General features: G+C 54.7%; 29 protein-coding genes and 1 pseudogene. 22 read left to right on the forward strand and 8 right to left on the reverse strand.

Features of this window, described 5'->3' with window-relative positions; genetic code table 11:
• The first annotated feature begins 19 nt into the window (after window positions 1-19).
• The gene (locus AAFM46_RS16640) at window positions 20-1357 is read left to right on the forward strand and encodes an APC family permease (RefSeq protein ID WP_343320503.1); all 1338 of its coding nucleotides are present in this window, start codon (window positions 20-22) and stop codon (window positions 1355-1357) included.
• A gap of 444 nt (window positions 1358-1801) precedes the next feature.
• Here the strand turns inward: AAFM46_RS16640 and AAFM46_RS16645 are convergent, their stop codons facing one another.
• Window positions 1802-1984: a hypothetical protein gene (locus AAFM46_RS16645; protein ID WP_343320504.1), complete on the reverse strand. Its 183-nt coding sequence runs from the start codon at window positions 1982-1984 to the stop codon at window positions 1802-1804.
• A gap of 458 nt (window positions 1985-2442) precedes the next feature.
• Here AAFM46_RS16645 and AAFM46_RS16650 point away from each other — a divergent pair.
• A pseudogene (locus AAFM46_RS16650) lies at window positions 2443-2965 on the forward strand (ATP-binding protein); the annotation flags it as partial.
• 16 nt (window positions 2966-2981) lie between these two features.
• Here AAFM46_RS16650 and AAFM46_RS16655 read toward each other — a convergent pair.
• Complete coding sequence (locus AAFM46_RS16655) at window positions 2982-3215, reverse strand: DUF2283 domain-containing protein (protein WP_343320506.1); 234 nt, start codon at window positions 3213-3215, stop codon at window positions 2982-2984.
• Window positions 3216-3579: 364 nt separating this feature from the next.
• Between AAFM46_RS16655 and AAFM46_RS16660 the strand changes: the two genes are divergently transcribed.
• Entirely contained in the window at window positions 3580-3849 is a 270-nt protein-coding gene (locus tag AAFM46_RS16660) for a GlsB/YeaQ/YmgE family stress response membrane protein (RefSeq protein ID WP_343320508.1), read from the forward strand.
• Window positions 3850-4300: 451 nt separating this feature from the next.
• Here the strand turns inward: AAFM46_RS16660 and AAFM46_RS16665 are convergent, their stop codons facing one another.
• Both AAFM46_RS16665 and AAFM46_RS16670 read right to left on the reverse strand, forming a co-directional pair.
• A complete protein-coding gene (locus AAFM46_RS16665) occupies window positions 4301-4618 on the reverse strand; it encodes a hypothetical protein (protein WP_343320509.1) in 318 nt (105 codons plus the stop codon).
• Between the two features lie 130 nt (window positions 4619-4748).
• Window positions 4749-5210: a hypothetical protein gene (locus tag AAFM46_RS16670; protein WP_343320510.1), complete on the reverse strand. Its 462-nt coding sequence runs from the start codon at window positions 5208-5210 to the stop codon at window positions 4749-4751.
• Between the two features lie 180 nt (window positions 5211-5390).
• Between AAFM46_RS16670 and AAFM46_RS16675 the strand changes: the two genes are divergently transcribed.
• From AAFM46_RS16675 to AAFM46_RS16685, 3 genes are all read left to right on the forward strand, one after another.
• On the forward strand, window positions 5391-7601 hold the full coding sequence (locus tag AAFM46_RS16675; protein ID WP_343320512.1) for a catalase: 2211 nt from the start codon (window positions 5391-5393) through the stop codon (window positions 7599-7601).
• Between the two features lie 262 nt (window positions 7602-7863).
• Window positions 7864-8367, forward strand: a complete 504-nt coding sequence (locus AAFM46_RS16680) for a DUF3253 domain-containing protein (protein ID WP_343320513.1) — start codon at window positions 7864-7866, stop codon at window positions 8365-8367.
• 123 nt (window positions 8368-8490) lie between these two features.
• Window positions 8491-8706 carry a hypothetical protein gene (locus AAFM46_RS16685; RefSeq protein ID WP_343320515.1) on the forward strand — a complete coding sequence of 72 codons (216 nt, stop codon included), beginning with the start codon at window positions 8491-8493 and terminating at the stop codon, window positions 8704-8706.
• 137 nt (window positions 8707-8843) lie between these two features.
• On the opposite strand, the gene AAFM46_RS16690 is transcribed toward AAFM46_RS16685, so the two are convergent.
• Window positions 8844-10142: an FAD/NAD(P)-binding oxidoreductase gene (locus tag AAFM46_RS16690; protein ID WP_343320517.1), complete on the reverse strand. Its 1299-nt coding sequence runs from the start codon at window positions 10140-10142 to the stop codon at window positions 8844-8846.
• Window positions 10143-10412: 270 nt separating this feature from the next.
• Window positions 10413-11024, reverse strand: coding sequence for a helicase associated domain-containing protein (locus AAFM46_RS16695; RefSeq protein WP_343320519.1), 612 nt, complete (start codon window positions 11022-11024; stop codon window positions 10413-10415).
• Between the two features lie 292 nt (window positions 11025-11316).
• Between AAFM46_RS16695 and umuD the strand changes: the two genes are divergently transcribed.
• From umuD to AAFM46_RS16735, 8 genes are all read left to right on the forward strand, one after another.
• Window positions 11317-11751 (forward strand): translesion error-prone DNA polymerase V autoproteolytic subunit, encoded by a 435-nt coding sequence (gene umuD, locus AAFM46_RS16700; protein WP_283527015.1) that lies wholly within the window; start codon window positions 11317-11319, stop codon window positions 11749-11751.
• An 18-nt stretch (window positions 11752-11769) separates the two neighbouring features.
• A complete protein-coding gene (locus tag AAFM46_RS16705) occupies window positions 11770-13041 on the forward strand; it encodes a Y-family DNA polymerase (protein ID WP_343320629.1) in 1272 nt (423 codons plus the stop codon).
• A gap of 1193 nt (window positions 13042-14234) precedes the next feature.
• Entirely contained in the window at window positions 14235-14639 is a 405-nt protein-coding gene (locus tag AAFM46_RS16710; protein ID WP_343320520.1) for a hypothetical protein, read from the forward strand.
• 49 nt (window positions 14640-14688) lie between these two features.
• Window positions 14689-14856 carry a hypothetical protein gene (locus AAFM46_RS16715; RefSeq protein WP_343320522.1) on the forward strand — a complete coding sequence of 56 codons (168 nt, stop codon included), beginning with the start codon at window positions 14689-14691 and terminating at the stop codon, window positions 14854-14856.
• A 7-nt stretch (window positions 14857-14863) separates the two neighbouring features.
• Window positions 14864-15121, forward strand: coding sequence for a glutaredoxin-like protein NrdH (gene nrdH, locus AAFM46_RS16720; protein WP_343320524.1), 258 nt, complete (start codon window positions 14864-14866; stop codon window positions 15119-15121).
• A gap of 32 nt (window positions 15122-15153) precedes the next feature.
• Window positions 15154-15354 (forward strand): type II toxin-antitoxin system HicA family toxin, encoded by a 201-nt coding sequence (locus tag AAFM46_RS16725; RefSeq protein ID WP_343320526.1) that lies wholly within the window; start codon window positions 15154-15156, stop codon window positions 15352-15354.
• 55 nt (window positions 15355-15409) lie between these two features.
• Complete coding sequence (locus AAFM46_RS16730) at window positions 15410-15790, forward strand: hypothetical protein (RefSeq protein WP_343320527.1); 381 nt, start codon at window positions 15410-15412, stop codon at window positions 15788-15790.
• A 12-nt stretch (window positions 15791-15802) separates the two neighbouring features.
• On the forward strand, window positions 15803-16132 hold the full coding sequence (locus AAFM46_RS16735) for a hypothetical protein (RefSeq protein ID WP_343320529.1): 330 nt from the start codon (window positions 15803-15805) through the stop codon (window positions 16130-16132).
• Between the two features lie 184 nt (window positions 16133-16316).
• Here the strand turns inward: AAFM46_RS16735 and AAFM46_RS16740 are convergent, their stop codons facing one another.
• The gene (locus tag AAFM46_RS16740) at window positions 16317-17366 is read right to left on the reverse strand and encodes a PDDEXK nuclease domain-containing protein (RefSeq protein ID WP_343320531.1); all 1050 of its coding nucleotides are present in this window, start codon (window positions 17364-17366) and stop codon (window positions 16317-16319) included.
• 262 nt (window positions 17367-17628) lie between these two features.
• On the opposite strand from AAFM46_RS16740, the gene AAFM46_RS16745 reads away from it, so the two are divergent.
• On the forward strand, window positions 17629-17802 hold the full coding sequence (locus AAFM46_RS16745; RefSeq protein ID WP_343320533.1) for a hypothetical protein: 174 nt from the start codon (window positions 17629-17631) through the stop codon (window positions 17800-17802).
• A 1075-nt stretch (window positions 17803-18877) separates the two neighbouring features.
• Here AAFM46_RS16745 and AAFM46_RS16750 read toward each other — a convergent pair.
• The gene (locus tag AAFM46_RS16750) at window positions 18878-19156 is read right to left on the reverse strand and encodes a hypothetical protein (protein ID WP_343320534.1); all 279 of its coding nucleotides are present in this window, start codon (window positions 19154-19156) and stop codon (window positions 18878-18880) included.
• A 203-nt stretch (window positions 19157-19359) separates the two neighbouring features.
• On the opposite strand from AAFM46_RS16750, the gene mobC reads away from it, so the two are divergent.
• The 7 genes from mobC to AAFM46_RS16785 all read left to right on the forward strand — a co-directional run bounded on the left by mobC (window position 19360) and on the right by AAFM46_RS16785 (window position 24787).
• Window positions 19360-19737, forward strand: coding sequence for a plasmid mobilization relaxosome protein MobC (gene mobC / locus AAFM46_RS16755; protein ID WP_343320631.1), 378 nt, complete (start codon window positions 19360-19362; stop codon window positions 19735-19737).
• Window positions 19734-21500, forward strand: coding sequence for a hypothetical protein (locus AAFM46_RS16760; RefSeq protein WP_343320535.1), 1767 nt, complete (start codon window positions 19734-19736; stop codon window positions 21498-21500). The genes mobC and AAFM46_RS16760 overlap by 4 nt, the downstream gene beginning before the upstream one ends.
• Window positions 21501-21502: 2 nt before the next feature.
• Window positions 21503-22534 (forward strand): hypothetical protein, encoded by a 1032-nt coding sequence (locus AAFM46_RS16765; protein ID WP_343320536.1) that lies wholly within the window; start codon window positions 21503-21505, stop codon window positions 22532-22534.
• Between the two features lie 71 nt (window positions 22535-22605).
• A complete protein-coding gene (locus tag AAFM46_RS16770; RefSeq protein WP_343320538.1) occupies window positions 22606-23037 on the forward strand; it encodes a hypothetical protein in 432 nt (143 codons plus the stop codon).
• A 164-nt stretch (window positions 23038-23201) separates the two neighbouring features.
• A complete protein-coding gene (locus AAFM46_RS16775) occupies window positions 23202-23492 on the forward strand; it encodes a hypothetical protein (RefSeq protein WP_343320540.1) in 291 nt (96 codons plus the stop codon).
• Window positions 23493-23738: 246 nt separating this feature from the next.
• On the forward strand, window positions 23739-24332 hold the full coding sequence (locus AAFM46_RS16780; protein ID WP_343320541.1) for a recombinase family protein: 594 nt from the start codon (window positions 23739-23741) through the stop codon (window positions 24330-24332).
• 143 nt (window positions 24333-24475) lie between these two features.
• Complete coding sequence (locus tag AAFM46_RS16785; protein WP_343320543.1) at window positions 24476-24787, forward strand: TnpV protein; 312 nt, start codon at window positions 24476-24478, stop codon at window positions 24785-24787.
• Window positions 24788-24839 lie beyond the last annotated feature (52 nt).

Raw genomic sequence — 24839 nt, forward strand, 5'->3', positions numbered from 1 at the left:
TTACCTCTACACTCATCCCATGGAACCTCCGACCCAAGCGCAAGAATCGAAACTGAAGCAAGCAATCACCGGACCTCTGCTGTACTTGTTCATCCTCGGAGATGTACTGGGGGCAGGTATTTACGCGCTTGTTGGCAAAGTGGCCGGCGAAGTCGGTGGTGCTATCTGGGTTCCGCTACTTTTTGCTTTATTGTTGGCCATGCTCACGGCCGCATCGTACGCAGAGCTTGTTACTAAATACCCAAAAGCAGGCGGCGCTGCGGTATTCGCTGAACGAGCGTTTAAATTACCGCTAGTATCTTTTCTGGTCGGATTTTGCATGTTGGCAGCCGGAGTTACCAGCGCTGCAGGTTTAAGCCTGGCCTTCACCGGAGACTACCTCAAACCCTTCTTAGATGTTCCTGCGGTACCAGCAGCGCTTGCATTCCTGTTCCTCGTCGCTTTGCTGAACGCGCGCGGAGTGAAAGAATCCGTGAGAGCTAATGTTGTCATGACCGTTATTGAGGTCTCGGGGCTGGTTCTGGTCATAGTACTGGTAGGCCTCATGGTTGGTCGAGGGGCTGGAGCGGTGTCACGTGTGATCGAATTCAACCCTGAGGTCTCTCCAGCGGTTGGAATTCTAGCCGCTTCACTCTTGGCGTACTACTCTTTTGTCGGGTTTGAGACCTCGGCTAATGTCGCGGAAGAAGTCCGTAACGTCCATCGGGTCTATCCGAAGGCTCTCTTTGGTGCACTGCTGACAGCCGGTGGGATCTACGTGTTGATCGGGTTGGCATCATCGATAGCTCTCTCACCGCAGGAACTCAATGAGTCCACTGGACCATTGCTGCAAGTCGTACAAGCCACTGGCTTCGGTGTGCCAGATTGGCTCTTTGGGTTGGTGGCGCTGGTGGCAGTTGCCAACGGTGCCCTCTTGACGATGATCATGGCCAGCCGATTGGCATTTGGCATGGCCGAGCAATCCCTTTTACCCCGGGTGCTGGGCCAGGTGCTCCCCAAGCGTCGCACTCCGTGGGTTGCGATTCTACTCACGACCATAGCTGCAATGGCCTTAACTCTTACCGGCGATCTTCAATCACTGGCCGAAACCGTGGTGCTGTTATTGCTATTCGTTTTTATCAGCACTAATGCAGCCGTGCTAGTCCTTCGCAAGGATACGGTCAAACACGAGCACTTCCGCTCACCAACGGTGGTGCCATATTTGGCTCTGGCCTCATGCGGGCTGCTACTTTTTCAGCAGGGACCCGACATCTGGCTAAGAGCAGCTGTTCTACTGATCATCGGGTTCGTTTTGTATGTCCTCGTTAAATGGACAAGCCGGAAAAAATCTACTAAACGCCCACTCAGGCATTCATAGGCCATATGACTCCGCACCCAGGTGCCCCAGCACTATCTAACTGACTAAAACGGTCCGAACGCTTGGCTCTAACGCCAATTGTGACCTAGAATACTTCTAATATTATGCGAAAGCTTAAAAAAATCTGGCACTTTCCAGTCCCAGCCAAGCGGCACCGTTCTCGATGTCAATGGTGTAGTTCTTAAAAGTTAGATCATGAGATTTCGGATAGTCAGGAACTTACCGATGGCGATCGACAGCTTTGCACCCCTGTATAGCGAAAACCAACACCCCAATGATTCCGCCCTGACATGTACCAAATGCCACACCGCAGAGCACTTGATACTTGAATCATTCGGCTCCAGCATTCCTCCAGTGAGTGGCCAGGTCGCCCTTGAATACAGCTGCGGAAAATGCGAGTCGTTTTACGCACACGACACTTCAGTACAAAGCGTCGCAAAGTTCTTACACACCCAGCCTGCGGTCCCTGACATCCTGAACGTCGGTGGTAAATACATCCACTGCGGTGAAGCCATGAAGGGCGGAGAAATCAGTCCATCCGCTTTGAGAGTTCATGGCGATGATCGGATCCATGCCCCCGCCGTATCCATAGAAAGCACCATCTTGCACTGTCAGTGTGGATTCCAAATTTCAGTACCTACAGAGACCGGTACATACTGAATCTCCCCGTTTATATGGAACAAGACCAACTACCGGCAACTTCTGTGATTCAGTATCCCCAAAGAGTGTCAACTCTTGCAGGAACAAGGTCTACCGCTATCTGTGCACGATCCCACTGGTGGTTGACTCGGTGGCTCCATTGGGAAGATGGATGTCGATGTCGCTTGAACAGAAGCTAAAAATTCCACGAAAAGAACGCTGTTATCGAGTAGGGAATGGGGAAATAGATTCGCTTTCAGACCGCTAGCTCAACCGTGCACTTGTTTCGAGCCTACCCATCCTATGAGGCAGTAAGAAACTCATAATGCGTCACGATGGAGTGACGCGCTTACCTATTTGGGTTGAGGGCGGCACTGTTGCCGAATCCGAACATTAACTGGACACAATCAACACCCTCCCCCTGGCGAATGAATCCACAAAGGTTCCCCTTGTGGATCACCTGGGATTCAGGAACCGGCACATCTCACCTACCCATCGGGCTCGGGGCCGGCGCGGCGGCGAGGATTCTGGGTCAAATATATCGTGGGAACCCGACTCGCGAACGAGCTCGTCAAGGTCGAGGATGAGAAAATCCAGGCCAAGACCATAACCAAATACGGCCGAGTAGACCTGCTCTGCATTGACGATGTCGGCCACATTGAACTCGACAAACGAGGGGCCAAACTTTCCTTTCAAGTCCTCACAGTAAGCGAGGAGGAAGCAGCAGTGGCTAGTGCGACCCGAGTCATTTTTTGGCTAGACGAGGATTTTCACCGATCCAGCCCTATGCGGCGCCACCGTTGACGGCCTCACCTTCAAGTCACCATCATCGAAACCGGGACAGACTCCTACCGCTTCGCCCACACCAAGAACCAACAACTCACCAATAATTATCCGATAACGTTCCGTAAAAAGGCCGAGGATGCGACAACACAAAACCTTGACGAGCAGCGGTGCAACGCGAAGTGACCTAAAGCGCTTCGGATTAGATCCCACCCAGTTTCGTAACGCTAGTAAGAACTTCTGGAGCGAGTACCGAGGATGCGAATAGTACTTCAACGCCCAGTAGATGTCCGGCGTCATCAAAGTCGAGGATGATCTCCCCGTTTCCACCAGGAGTTTGAATCGAGTGGAGTTGCTGTGTTGCCTGGCCTGCGGCTATGGGCCCACCGATCCTGATATACGCTGCGTCTGACTCAGAGTCGTAGGTGATGTGCATTGGTATCCCTTGGCTACGGTGATGATGTTCCTGATTTTGTTATCCACGATAACGCGGGTCCGGCACGCGCATTTGCCCGGGGGTAAAGACTGAGGTTCCCTTTTGACCGGCAGACTGGACACCTTTCAGATCAACTTGACAGATGGTCAATTCGGTATCACCGAGCTGGGTAAGGAAAGTCGGTTTTTTTGGGCACACTTTACAGGGGGAACTTTTTATAATTATTCGCCATTACCTTGGGAGAAACGTTGGGCAGGGGGGGCTTAGCCGGGGTATGATTTCTGCTGCTGAACAACGGGGGATGAATAAGTTTCCTTCTATGTTGAGTATTTTCATCCTATTCGCGCTCTTTTAAGGAGTTACCATGGGTTTCATCGGGTGGATTGTATTGGGTTTGATCGTAGGTGCCATCGTTAAGGCTGTTATGCCTGGTCGCGTCGGTGGTGGCTGGGTCACAAGCCTTGTTTTAGGAGTAGTCGGAGCCATCGTCGGGGGATGGATCGGCGACCTTCTCTTCAACAAGGGAGAAATGACCTTCTGGAGCTTGGGCTCATGGCTTCTGGCCATTGTGGGCGGCCTAGTCGTGGCCGGAATTTACGGTGCCATTACGGGCCGAAACAAAAGCAACGCTTAGCACCCCTGACAGGAACGTATAAGGGTGCTGTGCTGACGCGGTTTTGGCATCGCCGCTGCGACCTGTTGGTCTCTCAGTGTCACCTGAACTGTTGCTTGCAGAAGAAGCAATTAAACAATGGCCTGGGCTTCTGCATCATGCAGCGCCCAGGCTATTGTCGTTGAGATAAGACCATTATTGAGATACAGCGGATCACCTCAATGGCACCGAAGATTGATAACTTCTTGCTTCCTTGCGATTCGGAGCTTGGGATTCTTGAAAAAATAGGGCCAGCAAGCTAGGGAGCTGTGCTTAAGAAAGGTACCGGATCGTTCTCGTGATGACGATGTATGTTATCCCCAATCACTGGTCATTTTGCTCTTGACTATCTATTCAAGTTTCAACGAACGTCCGGATTTTTCGACCTCGATGATAGGTAGGCGCATTCTAGCGTCAGAGTTGGTGCGTGTGGTTAGCCGGCGCTAAAGGACTCGTCGCCGTCTTCTTGGCCATGCTCGGAACCCTGACCTTCTCGGTTTGTTCCAGAGCCATCAGGGAGGGTATCCGCATTATTTTTGTCTTCTCGTTGAGCGCTTTCGTTATCCGATTTTTCGTTGGTGGAGCCTTTGCCGTCTTTTCCTTCGAGCTTTTCATCGTTGGTTGATGCTTGCTCTTGGGTTTCCATGGTGACAGCGTCAACACCTGGTGGCATTTCTTGCTCCGGCGTTGGTGTGCCGTAGCCGCCTTCGGATGGTTCTGGTTGCTGGGTAGGGTGTTCGCTGGTGTTCACTGGTGGTCTCCTTGGTGGGTATCAGGGGGTATAACAGTTCAATTTACAGAGGATATACCCAATAGCGAAGGGTCCTACCACAAATACAGTTCTTATTTGGTGTTCCTCGCTGATGTCAGTGTTGGTGTTTTTATTGAGTGTCTTGTTCGGTGGGGCGGGCCTCGTGGTGGGGTAGGCCGTGTGTACGCCGGTCCTCTTTCATTTCTGCCTCAAAGAGGTGACGTTTCCCTTCGGCTAGTTCATGCCTGGCCATCGACTCTGCTGCTTTAAACGCGGAGTAATACCCGTCGTCGTAATCCTCTACTATCTGGAACGTCCACCGCCCATTGATGACGTTCCTACCAACTAGCTTTTGCTCAAGCTGTTCGGCCAGTGACTCAGCACCGGATTCTCGCAGAAGTTCAACAGCTTCACCGAGCGCTAAATCTGCTTTACCTGTTAAGCGGTGAAATCCATAGAGATATCCTCGGGCGTGCTCCACCACCTCCAATGCTTCCGAGAGTTTTCCCAGCGCTTTGACGGTTGCATCACTAACCCCCGCGCCTCGTTGGTGGTCGGCATCGGGCCCGTCGTCACTCTTGAAAGTTGTCATAAGTAGTAGCATAAGTCTTCTTATTTCAGAGGTCAGCCCCTAACATTTTCAAAAATCTCATCCGTATGGTGCTCCTCAAATTCCTAAGGCGTTGTCAGCGGGAAGGCATCGTCCTAAACTAATGGCGTTAGCCTGAGACGATCCCCAGACTCAGGCGCTTCAATCTGAGGAGAACGCATCGTGTCAGCTGAAGAAGCCATCATTATCCCCGGTGTTCCTTCCTGTGAGCCTCCCAGCCTTGAAGAAACTACATCCCCTCACGAGCCGTTACCAGCTAAGTCTGATCAACAAGGACCGGAAGCGGTATCGCCTACGGGCAGCCCCACAGGTGCTCCAAGTAATGCGCGGGCGCAGTCCGGACAATACTTGACGACAGCCCAGGGCCTTCGATTGACGGACACAGATCATTCCCTAAAGGCTGGGCCGCGCGGACCCGTTCTCCTACAGGACCATCACCTGCGGGAAAAAATCACCCACTTTGATCACGAACGAATTCCAGAGCGTGTCATTCATGCAAGGGGTGCGGGCGCCCACGGCCTGTTCCGCTCTTACGGAACAGCATCAAAAATCACCAAAGCCGGATTTCTGGCACCTGATGTGGAAACACCCGTCTTTGTGAGATTTTCTACCGTGCTGGGATCACGAGGATCAGCGGACACAGTTCGCGACACGCGGGGCTTCTCAACCAAGTTCTACACCGATGAGGGAACCTACGACTTGGTGGGCAACAACATCCCGGTATTTTTCATTCAAGACGGCATCAAATTTCCTGACGTCGTCCATGCAGCCAAACCACATCCGGACCGTGAAATACCTCAGGCACAAAGTGCGCATGACACGTTCTGGGATTTCGTTTCCCTCCACACGGAAGCACAAGCCCACACCATCTGGAATATGTCTGATCGGGGCATTCCCCGTTCGTACCGAACCATGGAAGGCTTCGGTGTGCACACGTTCCGCCTCGTTGATCAAAACGGCAAAACCACGCTGGTGAAGTTTCACTGGAAACCCAAACAAGGTGTGCATTCACTGGTATGGGAAGAAGCCCAACTGATCAATGGAATGGACCCCGATTTTCACCGCCGAGACCTAGCTGATGCCATTGAATCCGGTGCGTACCCGCAATGGGAACTCGGAATTCAAACCTTCCCCGACAACGATGAGCAAACATTTGAAGGTATCGATCTACTCGATCCTACTAAATTTGTGCCGGAAGAACTTGCTGCGGTGCAGCCGGTTGGGCTCATGACCCTGAACGCGAATCCGACTAATTACTTCGCTGAAACCGAGCAGGTCGCCTTCCATCCAGGTCATCTAGTTCCAGGAATCGACCTCACCAACGACCCCCTACTCCAAGTCCGTCTCTTCTCCTACCTAGACACGCAAATATCTCGTTTGGGTGGACCGAACTTTGCCCAACTGCCCATCAATCGCCCTCACGCCCCGATAAATGACATGCTGCGCGATGGGATGCATCAAACAGCAGTTCACGCTGGCGTAGCGCCCTACCATCCAAATTCTTTGGATGGGGGCTGTCCATTCTTAGCTGGCGAAGATGTAGGAGCCTTTGTCGACGTCCCTGAAGAAGTCGCTGCCAGCATTAAAGAACGACGAAATCCGGCTTCATTTGGTGACCACTTCAGCCAAGCACGTCTGTTCTTCCGCAGCCTGACAGCGATCGAGCAAGATCACACGATTGAGGCATACACCTTCGAACTGGCCAAATGCTACGAGGCAACCATCCGTGAACGGCAGCTACTAGCCCTAGCTAACATCGACGCAGGTCTCTGCGCGGCGGTCGCCACCGGACTTGGAATGGCCATCCCAGACGCAACCGTTCAGACACATGCTTTAGAACTAAGCCCAGCAGTGTCCCAGCTCGGAGGTAGCTGGCCCATTGCCGGACGCATTGTCGGGATCATCACCGATGCTAGTAGCGACCTGTCTCAAATCTCCGTTGCCCGAGCGGCCCTCAAAGCTGTAGGAGTGGTGCCACTGGTTATTGCCCCTCACGGCGGCTTCCTGAGCGATAATGAAGGTCAAATGATTGCGGTGCAACGGACCTATCTCACCGCTCGGTCCATAGAATTCGATGCTGTCATCCTGGCACACGCAGGAACGCCCGCAACGGGGAAAGAGCCTTCGAAGGATGCGAAAGCCAGCCCAAACGCCTCCGTCTTGGATCCGCGGATCACTCTTCTGTTATCCGAAGCCTACCGACACTCAAAAGTAATTGGTGCGTGGGGTCCTAGCGTGCTGGGGCTCAAAACAGCAGGTATCTCTCAAAGCTCCGCGGGAATCACTGTGGGAGATAACGCCTCAACAGTTATCATCGCAATCACCAGCATGCTAGCGACCCATCGGGCGTGGGAACGCTTCCCGGCAACATGAGTAAACAGCGAATAGGCCGTGTCTTTCTTGTCTTCCCATAGCCAATCCGGTTGTCGTATCGCTGCTCCAAAGAGTTGAGCTGGCACCTCGCTAGAAGATGGTCATTGGCAAGACCGATCGTCGAGGATCAAGAACTTTGGGCGGTCAAAGTCTTGAAAACACTTATTCTATTGTCGGTGTTGGATAGGGGTTTCATCTTCACGTCCGCGACCGCATGACAGTATTTTCTACCTATGCGACACCCATCAAGGAAGGTTCAATAGTGTCGACCAAAAAAACAGTAGAACCTAGTGCAGACGGGCACTACCTCGTCATAGACGGCAGGAAGTGGAGAGCGAGTGATCCTTCGATTCCTGACACGCTTCGCCAAGAACTCGTTGATGAACTAATGTCTGCTCGGAGAGCGGTCAAAAACCGGGAAAGTGATGCTCGATCACGAGTGAACGATGCCAAGGTTGCGCTGGGAGAACGTGGCCAACCATGGTGGGACGAGCATGAACCACAAGCGTTCACTCAGAGGATCATGGCAACTATCAGAGCACTTTTGCGGAAACGTGCCGGCTCTTCTATCTGTCCCAGCGAGGTCGCCCGGGTTGTCGGCGGTGAAGGAGAATCATGGCGTCAGTATATGAATGATATCCGCCAGGTTGCGGCAGAAATGGCTTCTCAAGGTGAACTTGTTGCTACCCAGAAAGGTGCAATCGTGGAACCCAATAAAGCGCGAGGACCCATTCGACTGCTATTGCCCCCCAAACCTATCCAGTGACTGGATACGGGTTCCTCCTCCCTCCTGCCTCGTAGAAACAATAATAAAATTTCTGGAAGAAGATACGGTGCCATGAGAGACTATATTTCGTTAGCTAGTTCTCATCTTCGGAGGTTAATTACCATGGTCGAAAAGTTGCACGAAGCAGGTATCAAAAGTGAATACGCATACGCTGGAGGCTTTGCATCCATCGTCATCTCCCTCATCTCTTGGATTGTTAGCCGTGGCAAGAAAGGGGACTCCAAAGCTCAATCTGATCGTTGGGGGATTTTCATAGGTCACTGGGCCCCGACGTTTTTCGCTCTAGGTATTGCTTTGCGGTTGGAAGAGAAGAAATAGTCTTCTACCAGCACTGACGAGTTTGCAAACGGGCTGCAACGCCTAGCTAGCAGCCCGTTTGCAAGCGTGAACTTATCGACATACATGGGATCTGATGGGGCATCACCCGTAGGGCCTTCTCTTCTCCACTTGTTGGCTCAGGCGCGGCCTTTGAGGATTAGGTGCCAGTAAACCCACGGGAGAATATAGCGCTCTAGGATCCATGTCGCGCGGTGTTCTTTCATACTCCCGCGCCACGGGAGGGTTGGTTGAGGAACACGCTGGTCATCGAATTCAGCGAAAACCACTGTAGATCGAGAAACGGTGAAAGGTGTGGCGGAGTAGTGGTCGTATTTTTGTTGTGGTTCTTTGCCTTTTTTGACCGCTTTGAGGTTTTTGGCGAGCACCAGACATTGCTTCCGTAGTGAGGCCCCAGATTTGTAGTTTTTTGTACCGGCGACATCCCCGAGTGACCAGACGTTGGTGTACCGGGAGTGCTGGAGGGTTTCAGGATTCACATCGATGAACCCTCCCGGGTCGCCAAGACGTGTTAATCCGCTGGAGAGCAACCAGTCTGGTGCGACTTGTGGCGGTACCGCGTGCAGCAGATCGTAATGAAGTACTTGGTCCTGAGTGGTTCCGGCCTCAGCCGGATCAGATGGATTTTTTACTGGGGAGATTGTTACCGTTTGCGCGTCACCCTCTACGCTGGTAACTTCGCTGTTGCAGTAGAGCTGTACCCCGTATTCGTTGATTTTACGGTTCAGTTCTTGATCCACGACGTCTACTCCGTAGACGGTAGGTGAGTGAACCACCATGACGACTCTAATGTCGTCGAGAACTCCCTGTTCTCGCCAGTAGTCACAAGCGAGATACATGATTTTCTGGCTCGCACCATCGCATTTAACCGCCCCAGACGGCATGGTGAACACTGCGGTTCCACTCCGTAGCTCGCGGATGAGTTCCCACGTTTTCGAGGCCAGTTTATACACGTAATTACTGGAGACAGACGGTGTGTTCATTGCATCTTTAAGCCCGGGTACAGCATCCCAGTTCAACCGCATACCGGGGCAGATGACCAGGTGGCGGTAAGTAACAACCGTCCCTGTTACCAGTTGGACCGTTTGGTTATCCGGGTTGATGGTGACTGCTGCGTCGTGAATCCACCGTACTCCGGTAGGCATTACCTCAGCTTGCGGTTTCATGGCCTCCGCAGGCTGCGCTGTGCCCCCTCCGATGTGCGAGAACAACGGCTGGTAAAGGTGTTTATTGTTGGGTTCCACGATCGCGAGGTTATGAAAGCCATAACGTTTCAGACGCGATGCTAGTGAGATGCCCGCATTTCCCCCTCCGATGACGAGAACATCAAAGTGGTCCCTTGAGGCATCACTTCGGGCGCCTATGGGGGCAATCGTGGGATCTACATCAAGTGTGCTCGACCAAAGAATCGAAACCATTCCTATTTCCTTTTGCAGTTAGATACTGAATTTATGTAGAGCCTACGCGAGCATCCACTGGAGCAAAAGCATGGCTAGGTCCGCCTTTAGATGACATGTAACGAGGGATTGACTAGGTCCTCATTTCTTGTCGTGGAAGATGCCCGCAGTTATTCGAGTCATGGTCGGATCTAGTAATGTATGGGGGCTAAACGCTGAGAACTATTTTCACTGATGAGGCTATTTCTCCCGTTCAAAGTCGAAATTTTTGCGATTGTCAATTTTATGGCTTTATGTGTGGCTGCGCCAATGGGGAATGGCCGTATCTAAGGTGTTGAGGCGAGATTTCTCTAGTGTGTTCTCAGTCCTTTTTTGGTGCTGCACATGGAGCCAGACACCCAGTGTGTGTTCTTCTTCTGTTGCGTAGGCCCGATATCTGGGTAGCTGCCCAGTGGCACTGATGTGCTCCTTAAGCTGGTTGAACCGGGATTGCCAGTGCTGGTCAAGCTCCGCTTGCCGGGTGGGAACGTCCCAGTTCGGTAGGCTCCCCAGGAGCACTATTTTGGGCGCTGATAGTTCGCCGCGGTGGTGGGCGCGTCGTTGTTCACTGACCCAGGTGTGGAGGGATTTCTCGGTCTGGTCTCCGTCGTAGTGGGGGAGCCGTCCGTGAGTGGTGAGGAACTCTTGGGTTTCTTTGAGTTTGCGGCGCCACCCAGTGGTGGGCCGGTCAGAACCCCGCAGATCGAGCGCTGTCTCATGTTGGGCGCGCAATCCGGGCTGGTGCTTCTCGCGGGTCTGGAGGTGGAGGTGGACGGTGTTGCGTTTCTTCTGGCATCGGTCGGATATTTCACGCACCGTCAGCCCGGCCGCGTACATCATGTCCCATTCAGGGTGTCTAGACACTTCCCAACCTGCCATGAGCGAAACACTAGCCCACCATCGCTGCTAAGAGCCAGACTTTCGTTTCCTTGTGGATAACTTCAACGAGTTGTGGCCCTACATCGTTACCCTGAGCATGACGCACACAATGGTGCAGTTGTCCGGTTTTCTGATAGTAGTTGCCGCTTCGGGAGCGTCTGGATGCTGGGACCATTGTTGGGGTTGCTACAGGTCCCCTTCACTGGTGATCGGGGTTGTTGTCAGTGGTGGGTTCTACACTCGGGTGTAGAATGTTATTCCTAGTAGTTGGTGTGTTATGGCTTATGTATCGAATGTTTGTCTTGTGGATTTGGCGGTACCTATCGTCCATCCACTGGTTTCTTCTGTGTTGGTCGCGGCGGGTTATCCTTCCCCGGCCCAGGACTATTTTGATGGCCGCATCAATTTGAATGACCACCTAATCAAGGACGTCACGAGCACCTACATCATTCGGGTCTCTGGTCATTCCATGGAAGGCGCCGGGATTAGCGACGGTGACGAGCTCATCGTCAACCGGGCGCTGCGCCCTAAAGACGGTTCTATCGTCGTAGCGGTCCTTGATGGAGAGTTAACCGTTAAACGCCTGCGCATCACAGCAGCCGGTGTCCTCCTGCAAGCAGAGAACCCTGACTATCCGGACATTGTGGTCGCTGAGCTGAGTTCCTTAGAAATTTGGGGCGTCGCTTCCGTAGCTCTTCATCATTTGTTGTAGGTGCTTGTTGTGGAACGGATGCAGGCTATCGCTCATGTAGACGTCAATAGCTTCTATGCCAGTGCTGAACGGGCTTTTGATCCTTCGTTGGAGGGCAAACCGGTGATCGTGTTATCCAATAATGATGGGTGCGCGGTCACTCGTAGCGCTGAGGCCAAGGCGTTAGGGATCGCCATGGGAGAGCCGTGGTTCAAACTCGCTCCCCGGGCGAAAGAATGGGGTTTGATCGCTAAATCAAGTAACTATGAACTCTACGGAGACGTCAGTGCCCGCGTCATGGAGCTGCTGGGCAGGTTTAGCCACGAAATCGAGATCTACAGCATTGATGAAGCATTTTGCACCGTCAAGGGAACCGGCCCCGAGCTGCTACAGCTCGGGCGTGCCATGAAAGATGCCGTTCGCCGCAATTGCGGTGTGCCCGTATGTGTGGGGATCGCGTCCACGAAAACACTGGCGAAGCTATGTAATAAGTGGGCCAAGAACAACCCCGCTTTCAACGGTGTTTGTCATTGGGATTCGGTGCCCCTGGCGCAACGTGAACACCTCATGGCGGGGCTGTCAGTGATTGAAATATGGGGCGTGGCCACCAGACTGACAAAACGACTCGCGGCCCTGGGCATCAGGACCATTCTGGACTTGAGTCGTGCCAATCCTGTCATAATTCGGGACCGCTTTTCAGTGGTCATGATGCGCACTGTCCTAGAGCTACAGGGCAAACCCTGCATCCCCATGGAGGAAGAACGCATAGGACGGGATCAGCTGATTTTCAGCCGTTCATTCTCCACCCCGATTACTACCCATGCCGACATGCGTCAGGTCATGAGCTTGTATGCGCAGCAAGCCAGCGCCCGCCTGGGCAAACACAACCTGCAAGCCAAACTGCTGACGGCTTTTGCTGCCACTTCCTATTACAACCCCGGCGACACGTCCTATCTCTCCGTGTGCGTGCCACTGCCGATGCCCACGGCAGATCCGGTGCTGTTGGCGCGGGCAGCCTACGCGCTCCCGCCCCGGATCGTGGAAGGCGTCAAGTACGTGCGCGCCGGGATCATGGTCACCGACCTGCGCCCCACCGGAAACCAGTCACCCCTGGAACTCTTCGAGAATCCACATGAAGAACTCCACATCGGGCAGCTGCTTGAAGATGTGTCCAAGAAGTACGGGAGGGGGAGTATCGGACTCGGGCCAGCAGGCGTAAAAGGTGGTCCCGATTGGTCCATGAAACGCGAAATGCTCAGCCCCCGCTACACCACGCATTGGGAGGAACTACCTATCGCCAAAGCCTCTTAGATGGTGCGGGGCGGGCAAAGGGTGCATATGAATGCACTTTCCTTGCCCGCCCCATAAGGTGCGTTGCTGTGGTCGTCTCAAGCTGTCGAGGACCACGTAATGCTGGTAGTGCTGTTGTAACTGGTGGTGAGGTGTCCGTCTCCTACTGCGTGACGGCCAGGTACTACGGGTACTGCTCGTACTGCTTTTACTTGTGTTGCTGTGGTCGTCTCAAGCTGTCCGACGATCACGCCTTCCGGGTGCTGCTATGTCCGTCTCCTATAGCTTGACGGTCCGGTACTGCTGTGAGCGTCTTAAGCTTTCCGACGGCCACGCCTTCCGGGTCCTGCTGTGGTCGTCTCAAGCTGTCGACAACCACGTACTGCTGGTGTTACTTGTGTCCGTCTCCTACTGCTTGACGGCCAGGTTTACTGCAACGGTTCTTCCCCCCCCTGGACAAGCAAATACAACTACGTTGGAGCGGGGGAACTTCCGTTCTCTTTTTCTTACGAGAAAAAATATAGTCACTCTTTGAAATCTAGTCAAGTCGTCTTCGGACGGACTGTGTTTGGTCGGCGCGCTACCGCTTCGGGCTGGACATGGAGCGCTTAAATAGTTGCTCGGGATCTTGTGCACGTTTTTGTGTGCTCCTCTAGTTCGCGTTGTTTTTGTGGGGATATATTTGGTGGACAGGGCGCGGGGCCGAGTTGCTGGGTGCTGTCAGGCGGTTAGGGAACCTTGCGCCGGGGTCACCTGGTTGTTGCTGGCAAATGAGGTCCCAAGCTGATTGTCAGAGTGTCCTTGTAGTGTCGAGAACGAAGCGGCCAACCGTCCCCCAATAGGTTGGCCACTTCGCCATTTAACGCCCCGTCATCAATAGCCGGTTATCGGACAAGTTTCCCATGGTCCAAGACTCTAGCCGCCGACTTTCAGCCCGTTGTGGATGGCTTCTTTTCAGCCAATGACGACACATCGGGGGAGCGGGGCGGAGCTGCCCGGGCACCTCACCTAGAGCGCGGGAAGAGCTTTCAGGCGCAAGGGGATTTGCGCCGAGGTATTTAACGCACCGCCCCACATCTACCCGCCGCCGCGCACGCCAGAAAAGATACCGGAAACGTCTTCCAAATAGTTCTAATCTAACTTGAATATATAGTTCTAATCGTGTTAGAATTAGTACATAAGGAAGCAAGAAAACAACCGGAAGGAAACGGATCATGGGAACCATCATCAAGACCACGGACACCGAGGAAACTATCTCGGAAAAGAACCTCCCCTCAGCCGAGTGGTGCGACGGGTATGACTACATGGAACGCGCCAGTGCGCAGGGCTGGACCCCCTTGGCGCTCTGGGGCAAGGAGGGTTACGACTTCGGGGCGTGGCCCTACGTCATCGGCTTTGTTCGCGTTGTGCGCGACGGTGCCCGCCGCCTCTACGGTTTCGGCCTCTATGTCGAGGGTGATCTGACCACCGACTACTACCGCAGCTGGGACGCCTGCAATGAGGCCATTAGCCGCCAAGCGTTCTGGTACTGGAACGCCGGACAGTCCGACGGCCCCCAAGATCTAGCGCCCACCTTCGAAACCATGCAAGCCGACTACAAGGTGCCCAGCACCTACTAAGCCCACCGGCCCCGCCGCAAGGCGGGGCCACCAACCCCAGGGGGGAGCAATGACGCACCACCGGGCCTATGCCGTGCTTGACTCTCACGTAACGCGAATCCTGGGACTCTACGCCACGGCAGAAAAAGCAGGCACCGCAGCCGCCGACTTTGGCCACTGCAGTTTCGCCTACGAACTCAGCGACACCGAACGCGCGGCCCTCGCCGCCGGGAAGTAGGGCAGTCATGGAAGCCATGGTCACCGTGTACAGCAAGCCCGCTTGTGTCCAGTGCAACGCCACCTACAGGGCCCTGGATAGTGCAGGGATTAGCTACGTCATCGTAGACCTCGCACAAGCCCCCGGCGCGCTGGAATACATCACGGAAGATCTTGGGTACTCACAAGCGCCAGTAGTAATAGTCAATGATGACGATGAAAACCACTGGTCAGGATTCCGCCCAGATAAGATAGAAAAACTCTCACATAGTTCTAATAATGTTTGAACTTTACATTCAAATCATGTTAGAATAGTATTATGAAAGCGCAGAAAAAGCGGGATGTGTTGAAAGTACTCAAAGCCAACGGCTGGCAGCTTGTGCGCTCGACCGGAGGGCACGAGATGTGGGAGGGGCCAAACGGTCAAAGAGAGCCAATTCCTCGACATAACGAAATCAGTGCAGGCGTTCTTACCAAGCTGGCAAAGAAACTAGATACCTTCCCGAGTAACTGGAAGTAAACAACGAAACAGGAGGCCCCTCAGGGGGCCTCCGGCGAATGAAAGGAACACGGAGATGACTACGGTCAGGACGTTGGAGGCCAACGCCTACAAAGAGGGAAAATGGTGGATGGTCAGCATCCCCGAAATTGATGGATTAACGCAGTGCAAGACCATCGAAAAAATCCCCGAACAAGCCGCTGATCTGGCAGCTATTCTTTTAGATGTACCGGTTGAACAGATCGCCGTCACGATCACCTACACGATGGACGAAGAAGCGGCAGCAGCTAACGAATCCTGGCACCAAGCACAGGCCCAGCTCGCAGCCGCGCGAACGAACGTGGACGCCCGCCTAGCTGATCTAGCCCGGACACTAAAGACCAAGGGCTACACGCTCAAAGACATTGGAGCGCTCACCGGTTACACCTTCCAACGCATATCCCAGATCCTCAAATAAGGAACCCAGACGATGCGCGATAAGCCCTATGCAGGCCCGTCCGGTACTAACGAATTCAACGAACTCAGCCCGGATGAAATGGCTAAAGCCATGTACGAGTACCAGTTGCTAGGGGAGTGCTTTGAAACCAGTAGCGATGAGGAAATGATGGGGCGGGGATGGGTCCTAGAGAACCCGCTCATCCTCATCGAGGGCCACGGAGATAATGTACGCCGCGCTAAGCGCGAACTCACCGCAGCCGTGGCACTGGCACGTCATCAAGGCGTGTCATGGACCGCGATAGGCGACGCCTTGGATATGTCCAGAGCAGAAGCGCGGGCACGCTACGGGACGATGGACTAAGTAGGCCCAAGGTGAGCACAAAGGGTATGTGGGGTGGGCCAAATTTGGAAGGTAAGGCTGTCCGCAAAGTCTCAGCTTTACATAAGGTAAATTATCGGCGTTAAATAATGGCTATTTTGGGCTAATGCGATAACTGGCAAATTAGTGACATTTTCCAGAAAACCCAGAGCATCCGTGTTCTTTATTAAGCGTCGGGGGTGATCGTTGGTTCCTCGTGCTCTAGGGCTGCGCGGATGGCTGCTGGGGATGGAAGTGTGGCCTGTTCATCGGCAGGAAGTGCCTCGTAGGTGTATGAGGTGACGGTGAGGGGCTGGGTTGACCCGTCCAGTGCGTAGCGTACGGTGCGTTCGTTTTTTGATCCGCAGACGAGGATCCCGACGGTGGGGGTTTGGCGGGGCAGTTTGAGGATGTCGTTGACGGCTGCGACATAGAAGTTCAGTTGGCCTAGGTGTGCGGGTTTGAATTTGCCGGCTTTGAGTTCCACGACGACGTAACGGTCGGATGGCACGTGGTAGAGCAGTAGATCGATGAAGAAGTCATCTCCATCGATGTCTAAAGGATATTGGCGTCCGACGAAGGCGAAGCCGGATCCGAACTCGGCCAGAGTCTGTGCCATGCGCAGTGTCATGGCTTCTTCCATGGCATGTTCCTGGGCTTCTTCGCTTAGGCCGAGGAAGTCAAAGATCAGGGGGTCTTTGGCGATTTCCTTGACTAGGTCGGTGCCTTCTTGGGGTAGTCGTGCCTGAAGGTTGTTCGGGGCCGCTCCTGTGCGGCTGTGGAGGTTGGTGGAGATCTGGTGTTCGAGTACGGCTACTGACCAGCCATGTTCGAGGGCTTTGAGGGCGTACCAACGACGTTGTTCTTGGTTATTGAGTTTGTTGAGGAGCGCGATGTTGTGACTCCAGCTCAATTGTCCAGATGGTGTCTGGACAATTGGTTCGGTATCAGTCCATGCGGCGGCGAAGGCTCGCATGTTGTACATGTTGGTTCGTGAGAACCCTTTCATGTGTGGGAATTCTGTGCGCAGGTCGTGTGCGAGTTGGCTAAGAACGCTACTGCCCCACGGTTCGTTGGCTTGCCTGGCGAGAATGGTCCGTCCGATGTTCCAGTACAGCTCGATCATGGCTGTATTGACGACGCGTTGTGCGCGTTGTTGAGCCTGGCGTACGAGGTCTTTAAGGGTCGTCAGTGCGGCGGCGTACTCTGCGGTGCGGTCCGGTTCGAGCTCGGTCATAGATCTACCCTAGTTCCCGGAACCTACTCCCCCACACTTGATGGGCCAGGGGCCTTCGGGTTTAACAGGAGTAAATGGCATGGGTGGGTTCCGGTTCATTGATAGTTGAGGTGTTCATGTGTAGGTGATTCATGTTCTTGTGGAAGCTTGGTAATCCTTATCCGTTGATCGCTGTGTGCGCTGCGCTGGTGGAGGCGTCAGGGAATGTCTGAACTCATCGTTAGGGTGGGGAGAAAGTGGATCTTTTCAAGGAGTCAGTTTGATGCCAGCACTGGATTTTTCGTATATCAGCGGATCGATTTTTTTGGAGCCTGTTGACCCGCGAGCAAGCGTGGCCGAAACGATGCTTGCAGAGCAAGCCATGGTGGCGCCGTTACGTGTAGTTGGGCCGGTTGATCTTGTCTTCACAGATCCGCTCAAGGGCTTCACTGGGTGAGTCTGGATCCCATAAATTTCCTCTTGATAGCGATCGCCTGAGCAATTCCTGATGCGGTGGATTCTGGGTTATTGGTCTGGGTTTCTTTGTTTTCAAGGCGGCACGCTAGGCCGCTGACGGGGGTTCTTCTTGGCCGCAAAAAATGGGTCAGTACCGGGTGTCGACCAGTGACCAGATGTGTCACTAACCGCCGGGCTGCCGATCACTTAGTCGTTTCAGGGGTATCTCTACATGACGGGCTAGCGAATTGTGGTGTGATTCAACCACCGTAGGAGTTGCTCTCTTAGAAGGTGACTTGCAGACTGCCGGCCTAGGGGCCGGCTGAGACCATGGGTAGCAATTATTTGGATCACCCTTTTGTGTGTCTGATTTGGTTGGTGAGTAGGTCTCGGGCCTGGTGTGGGTGGAGGGTTTTTTTAATGCGCCGGGGCCGGTGACGGCATAGTTCAGCGGTCAGGGTGCGAGTGCTTTTTGGTGCCGTCACCGGCCCCGGTTCCACACTGTTGCTGGTGCCGGCATGGCGCTAGGGGGGATCGGTAGTAGTGGGAGATGTGTGGCCGCCTTCGGCGGCCTTTTTTGGTGGGTTTCTGGTGGGGTGTGTTTCCCCGTTTCCACAGGTGGACAGCAAAAGATTAATCCTTCGGTCTTTTCCTGCCCACAGGTGGATACCGGGACCCAGAGGATCGGCTGCACACCGTCAACAGTGGCAGTGATGCGCTCAGTGGTTATGTTGGGTGGGCCGTCGCCGGTGCACAGCCTCGTGGATCATGGGGCAGTGGTGAAGTGTGGTGTAGATCTTCAGTTTAAGAGATGAGGAAGAGGCGGTCTTCCGTCCATGGCTGGTGGGCCCATCTCTTGGGTTTTGTGGGTGAGCAGAAGCGGATCAGAGGCCGTGCACATCCACCGGTAGATCTGGTGAGGTACTTGCCCAGGGTGAGCTGGTGGTTGTGTGCGGGTGTTCGTTTGGTTCCTGCTGTCCACAGGTGTGCGGGAAAAGACCGGAGGATGAATCTTTTGCCGTGCCCCTTGTGGTCAGGAGGCTACTCCCCCACCCTGATCGGATGCGTAGCTTCTTTCACTCAGCGACCGGAGCAGGTGAAACTTTTCTTGGTCTTCCGGTTGCTTGTTTTGTAGCGGGTTCGATACCGAGTTCTTTCAGGTCTTTAGCACTCCACCCTTGGCGCTGCGCGGCTGCGTGAGTGAGGTTGTGTTCACGCTCGGCGACGCCTAATTCTTCCCTGGCGTGAAGGAGAGCGGTGCCGGTTTTCCCGGCGGCAACGACGGAGGCGACCTTGTTTTCTCGGTCGCGGCTGAGGCGGTGTTCAGCTTCTTGGGTAAGCGCGTTGATGTCCATGGGGGAAGCGTAGCTTTCTGCCCACCGGGGATGCAAGGCGAAAAGCACAAACCCAAATCCAGCAGAGCAAGTTATCTAATTTGACTAGTCAAATTACTTGAAACTCTGGCCGGTGGCCTGTGTTTGTGGCAGACTGGTGTCTGCGGTCTCCACGGTGTGGAGTCGCTGCGCTGGGCCATGGAGGGGGTGGGGTTTTGTCAGAGGTGGATGTGTCGTGGGGCAAGACCAACCGTGATGACGTCCAGGGTGGACGCAAGAAACAACACACTTACCGGGTCTCGGTGGCTGAGGAAGCGGCCCTGAAAGTAAAGGCTCAGCAATATGGCATTTCCGTCGCTCGCCTTGTTGTTGAGTCGGCGCTGTCGCGGGAGGGTGAATCGCACTCCGACCGTCAAGCTCTGATTCAGGAATTGGCACAGGTGAGGACGCTGCTGTCGCGTGTCTCATCGAACATTAATCAGATCGCTCGGCACGCGAACGCGACCGGGGATTTCCCTGCCGATGCTACCGCGAGTGTGGCAGCGATGCGCCAGCTCATGCTGCGCATTGACGACACGGTGCGGGGAGTGTCCGGGCCATGATTGGGAAGATCAAAAAGGGCCACCGCATGATCGGGCTTGTTCAGTATTTGGCTGGCCCAGGACGAGCCAACGAACACACCGACATACATGTCGTGTGTTCCTCAGAATTGATTGCCACCGTCAGCGACGGCATGGAACTGGACGCCCAGAGCACCATGGCCTTGGGTCATGAAATGAACCACCCCAAAAAGGTCTACCACCCGGAAAACAGCAAGCGTGCCCAGGTCTTCCACGTCTCCCTCTCCTTAGACCCCACACAGGGTGTTAAAGATGATGACTTCTGGGACACGATGGTGCGCGAATACTTGCACGATATGGAGATGGACGGAACGGACGGGAAGCCACCGATGCGCTGGACTGCCATCCGCCACGGCGTGAGTTCCAACGGCAACGACCACGTGCACATTGCCGTCTCCATGATCCGTGAAGACGGCACGTGGTGGAACGCGGATAAAGACTTCATGAGAAGCTCTGCAACGTTGCGGACCATCGAGAAGAAGCACTGCCTGCGCATCCTTGGACAGGGAGTGAAGACCCGAGGCTACGCAGAAGGTGAACTGCAATCTGTGGCCCGTCGTCGTGCCATGGCCAAACACACCCACGAGGCTAACCAGAGCGCCGGGATGGTGCCCTGGTCGTTGCTGGATAGGACTTCTCGCGAACACATGATTACCGAGCAAGCGCTGGTAGAACAACCCCGCTTTGAGATAGCTCTGAAGGTACGGGCAGCAGGAGCAGGATCGCGTTCGGAAGCCGAGTACGTTCGCCGTCTACGCGGCAACTCCTTACTGGTCCGTCCATACTTCGCCAAGGGTGGAACGGGTAAAGTAGCAGGCTACTCTGTCGCCATGCGACCCACCCAAGGTGAGAGGCCCATCTGGTACGGAGGAGGAACGCTTGCCAAAGATTTAAGCTTGCCTGCACTGCGTGCTGGCTGGCCGGTGGACAGTGCTGTCGAAGCGATGCCGGAATGGAGTGCAGCGTCGAAGAATCGCGGCTTTGCCACCCCCGACAGGAATGCCGTTTCAGGGGTCGAACTACGGGCGTATTTCAACGAACTCGACACCTACGTGAAGACGTTGGCGGGCACCAACGTCAACGACCCCGCACAGTATGCACAGATCGCTCGTGAAGGAGCCGGTCTGTTCTCCGCATGGGCCGTAGCCGCAGGAGAGGAAGGGGATAGAAGCGCCAAAGAGTTACGGGAAGCCGCCGCACTTTTCGCACGCCATGCCGAACTTGCCGAGAAACCAGTCCGTGCCGTCACTCCCCCATCAGCGGTGTACGCAGACCTATGCACTCATCAAGCCATTGGTATGTCTCGACGGGCAGGAGCAGCGGCCGTCGTCCGTGCCTGGGCAAACATGGGCACCAAGCTTGGAGGGGCCTTCGCAGCGAAAGGATGGGGGCAACGCTCCGAAGCTCTCGCTACCGATTTGAGAGAGCGACTGGATACCGTGCATGATGCCTACCGGGTTATTAATCCTCTGCCCTCGCGCAGCGGTACCCAAGGTGCCGGAGTCTCCACCGTGCGCCTAGGAGCTAGGCAAGTGAGAGTGAAAAGTGGGGTTCAGCTGGGCTCCTTGGAATCACGACTCAGAGCGGCCGGCGTGGACGAAAAAGCCATTGCTGCCCGCATCTTTGCTGAGGGTCAAAACAAGGCACGACCCGGCCAACCTGACCGGAACAAATCCCCGCAACGACCGAGTGATATCGGCGATAATCCACGACCTAAAGACCGTGGCCCCGAGAAAGGCATCTAGCCATGAACGAAGCAGACGAGATAGACGCACCCCTTGAGCAAGTCCTCCAACACGGCATGGCCATCTCCGCTCAACTGGGTCGAGAAGTATCGAGAGTGTGGCAGCTGAACATGGAACAAAAGTCCCAAATGTCCAGCCGTGAAGCGGCACGGCTGGACATGGCGTTCGACAGCGAAAAGCACGCCGCCGTTGCACTGCTGGCACCCACCCAGGAACAACAATGGTGGGATGCAGCGAACCCGCGAGAACTCATGGACGCCTACCGTGTAGCCACGGCATGGAAAGACCACGCACCAGAAGCCGCCAACGCCGAAAAGCACATCCGTACCGAAGCCAGCACACGCTATGGCATCGACGCCGAAAAACTCGCCCACGAGACTGCGATCAACGACTCACCCATCCTCGACTCGGAGCTGGCCAAGCTCGCCAAAGCCCAAGAGTGGGCCAAGGAAACAGGCCGCAAAGACATCTTGCCCAGCTTCTACCCAGAAGCAACACGGATGCGTAACCTCCTCAACGACTACGACGCGAACGAAGCCGCCGCAAAAAGGTTAGAGGAAGCAGCCACCACGGATCGGGACCAAGGAGACGTTCAGAACCAGGAAGCGGCAGATGAGTTCGCGCAGTCCAGAGACGACAATGACCACGCCGCAAACGTTGACCATGACGGTCCCTCCGCCGCTGAAGAAGCTTGGTATCGGGATCTGTTCCTGACCGAAACACCGGAAGCCCAGGAAGAGCGAACCCAGTCATCCGAGTTGAGGGAAACAGCCGAGCAGCACGAACAACAAGGCGAACGGGTCCTCGTCACAGCGGGAGTCGCTTATGACTCAGCAGAGCGCCAAGAAGCCCTCGCAGACAGGATGCGTGCAGCTGGTGCACCCGAGAAGGGAATCACCGCACGCCAATTCGCTGAATCACAACAGAAACACCCCATCAGCCACGCCGCAGCAGGCAAGGGCAAAACCGTGAACAAGGTCAAAACCAACTCACCCAATAAGAACCAGACGCAAGCTAAGCAGCACAGCCGGTGACAATGCCACCCCCGCTCATCCGAGAGTTGCCAGCGCCGCGATTTATCGACTGCGTACGTATGCTCTGGTGGATGGAACGAGGGTTCTGGCACGGACTAGGAAAGGGCAACATCTTCGACAGGGCCCTTTCCCTTTTTTCCACCGTCATGTGGTGGCCCATGTACCCGCTTCTTGCCGTCCTGCAGATCACACTGGTCTACCGTCCAGGGGCTAGGTACTACATGAGCGCCGAACGGGACGCCGTCATAGCCATAGGCACCACCCGCAAAGGGTGGCACGTAAGCGACCACGCCAGCGCAGCACCCGGCACAGGACAAGGGAAAAGACTACGAGCTGCACTGCTCCCGCACCTGACCGAGCACGCACGCAACAACCGCATAGCCATCCACGCCACCGCCGCAAACGCTAAACTAGCAGCACTCTACGCAGCAGAACTGCCAGGACTCGAAGATACAGGACCGGGTTTTCCTCGCGGAAGAAAACTAAGCACACACCGTGGATAAGGAATAACTGCATGAAAAAATTCGGTAGGAAAGTCGTCCTAAGAGACAAAATTAATGGATGGGGAATAACCGCGGCTTTATTATTCTTGATTGGAGCCTCAATCCCTTTTTTTATTGCTTCGGCAGCTCTCAGCGGAGGGACGACACCCGAGTGGCTAACGTCTATGCTCACCACTAGCCTCGTCATTGGGGTTCTCTTAGGTGGAGTGGGACAGCTGATGCGAACCGCAGCGCACGGTTCCTCCGACGGGCGAAAAACGGTTGACGGCTGCGGGAAAGCCATTGGACTTTTCGGATGGTCCCTTGGACTCTTGGGAGCTGTCACGTTCGCGGTGATCGGAACGGATACTCCCGAGTGGGTTATGGGTTTAGGCGCTTATGGGGGGACTGCCCTAGTCGTTCTCGTTCTTGCAGCGTCCATATGGACTTTCGAGAAACACGTAGCCGGGGGGTAACGACGCCGTGGACGAGAGTAGCGAAGGGTCCATGGTGAAGCTTTAGGCAGTCAGTAACGACCGTTTAAAACAGGCCAGCAAGGCTGGCGATTAAACTGGTCCGCCCAGTCACAAAAGTCTGGGTGTGGCCAGTTTTTCCATAACTTTTACTTGTCATAACTCAACCCCGTAATCTATTGTTGGACTAAGTAGGTGGGAAGCATTCAAAAGTCTTGGACCACTCGTTTATGACTGGGGAGGAAAAGCATGAATTTGGTGGGTTACGCGAGGGTCAGCACCACGGCGCAATCTCTCGATGCGCAGACCGACGCTTTGGAGAAGGCCGGTGCGATCAAGGTCTACAGCGACCACGCCTCGGGAGCGACCATGGAACGACCCGGGTGGGTGGACTGCTTGGCGTATTTGCAGCCGGGCAATGTATTGCTGGTTAATGACTTGACCAGGCTTGGCCGCAGTGCGGCCGACCTCGCCTCGATTGTGACCTTGCTGGCGGAAAGAGAGATAGGGCTGCGTTCCCTGAACGAGCCCTACTTGGATACGTCTACTTCTCATGGGTTGATGATCTTCCAGATTTTCTCGGCTTTGGCTGAGTACGAGCGAAACCGGCTGCGGGAGAGGACTCTGGAAGGTCTGCAGGCTGCCAAAGCACGGGGTCGTGTTGGTGGGAGGCCGACGAAGATGACCCCTGACAAAGCGGCCACGGCGCATCAGATGAGAGCTAAGAAAAGGACCATCAAGGACATCGCTGCCCTTATAGGGGTTAGTGAGTCGACCGTAGTGCGTGAGCTTGCCAGAGAACGCAAGCCGCTGCGCGAGGAAGGACTAAAGAAGAAAGAATAAAACACAATGCCTCGGCACTCTATTACGGTGGTACGAGAGTATCCATCGAATAGGGGAACCTGGCGTGGCGAAGAAGTCTAAGTACTTAATGGATGGCCAAATGAGTTTGGACTCGTTGTGGTCAGAGCCGGAGGAGCAGCGAAATGAACACGCACGGGCAACACGCCATGGAAACTATGAAGAACCACGACCCGGAGACGTTCTCCCAGATTCTGAATCCCGAGGAGTACTTTTCGACCTTGGGGGAACAGATGCAGGAACAGATGGAAGAACTAATGACCCAGTTGCTTCCTCCCCGGAGTCCCGGCCAGAGCACTATGGAAGTGGTGGGAGGGATCAACGTGGCTCGCTCCAGGGCACGAGAGATGGTGTATCAGGAGATGATTTACAGCTCGATTCCCCCGGAACCGGAGATCATGGAGAACAACCCGCTGCCGGACGAGGACGAGGACTAACCCAAGAACCAGCCCCGGCGGCTCAGCAGCAGTCAGCACAGGAACAGCCCGC

The sequence above is a fragment of the Arthrobacter sp. TMP15 genome (assembly GCF_039529835.1).
Classification (GTDB): Bacteria; Actinomycetota; Actinomycetes; order Actinomycetales; family Micrococcaceae; genus Specibacter.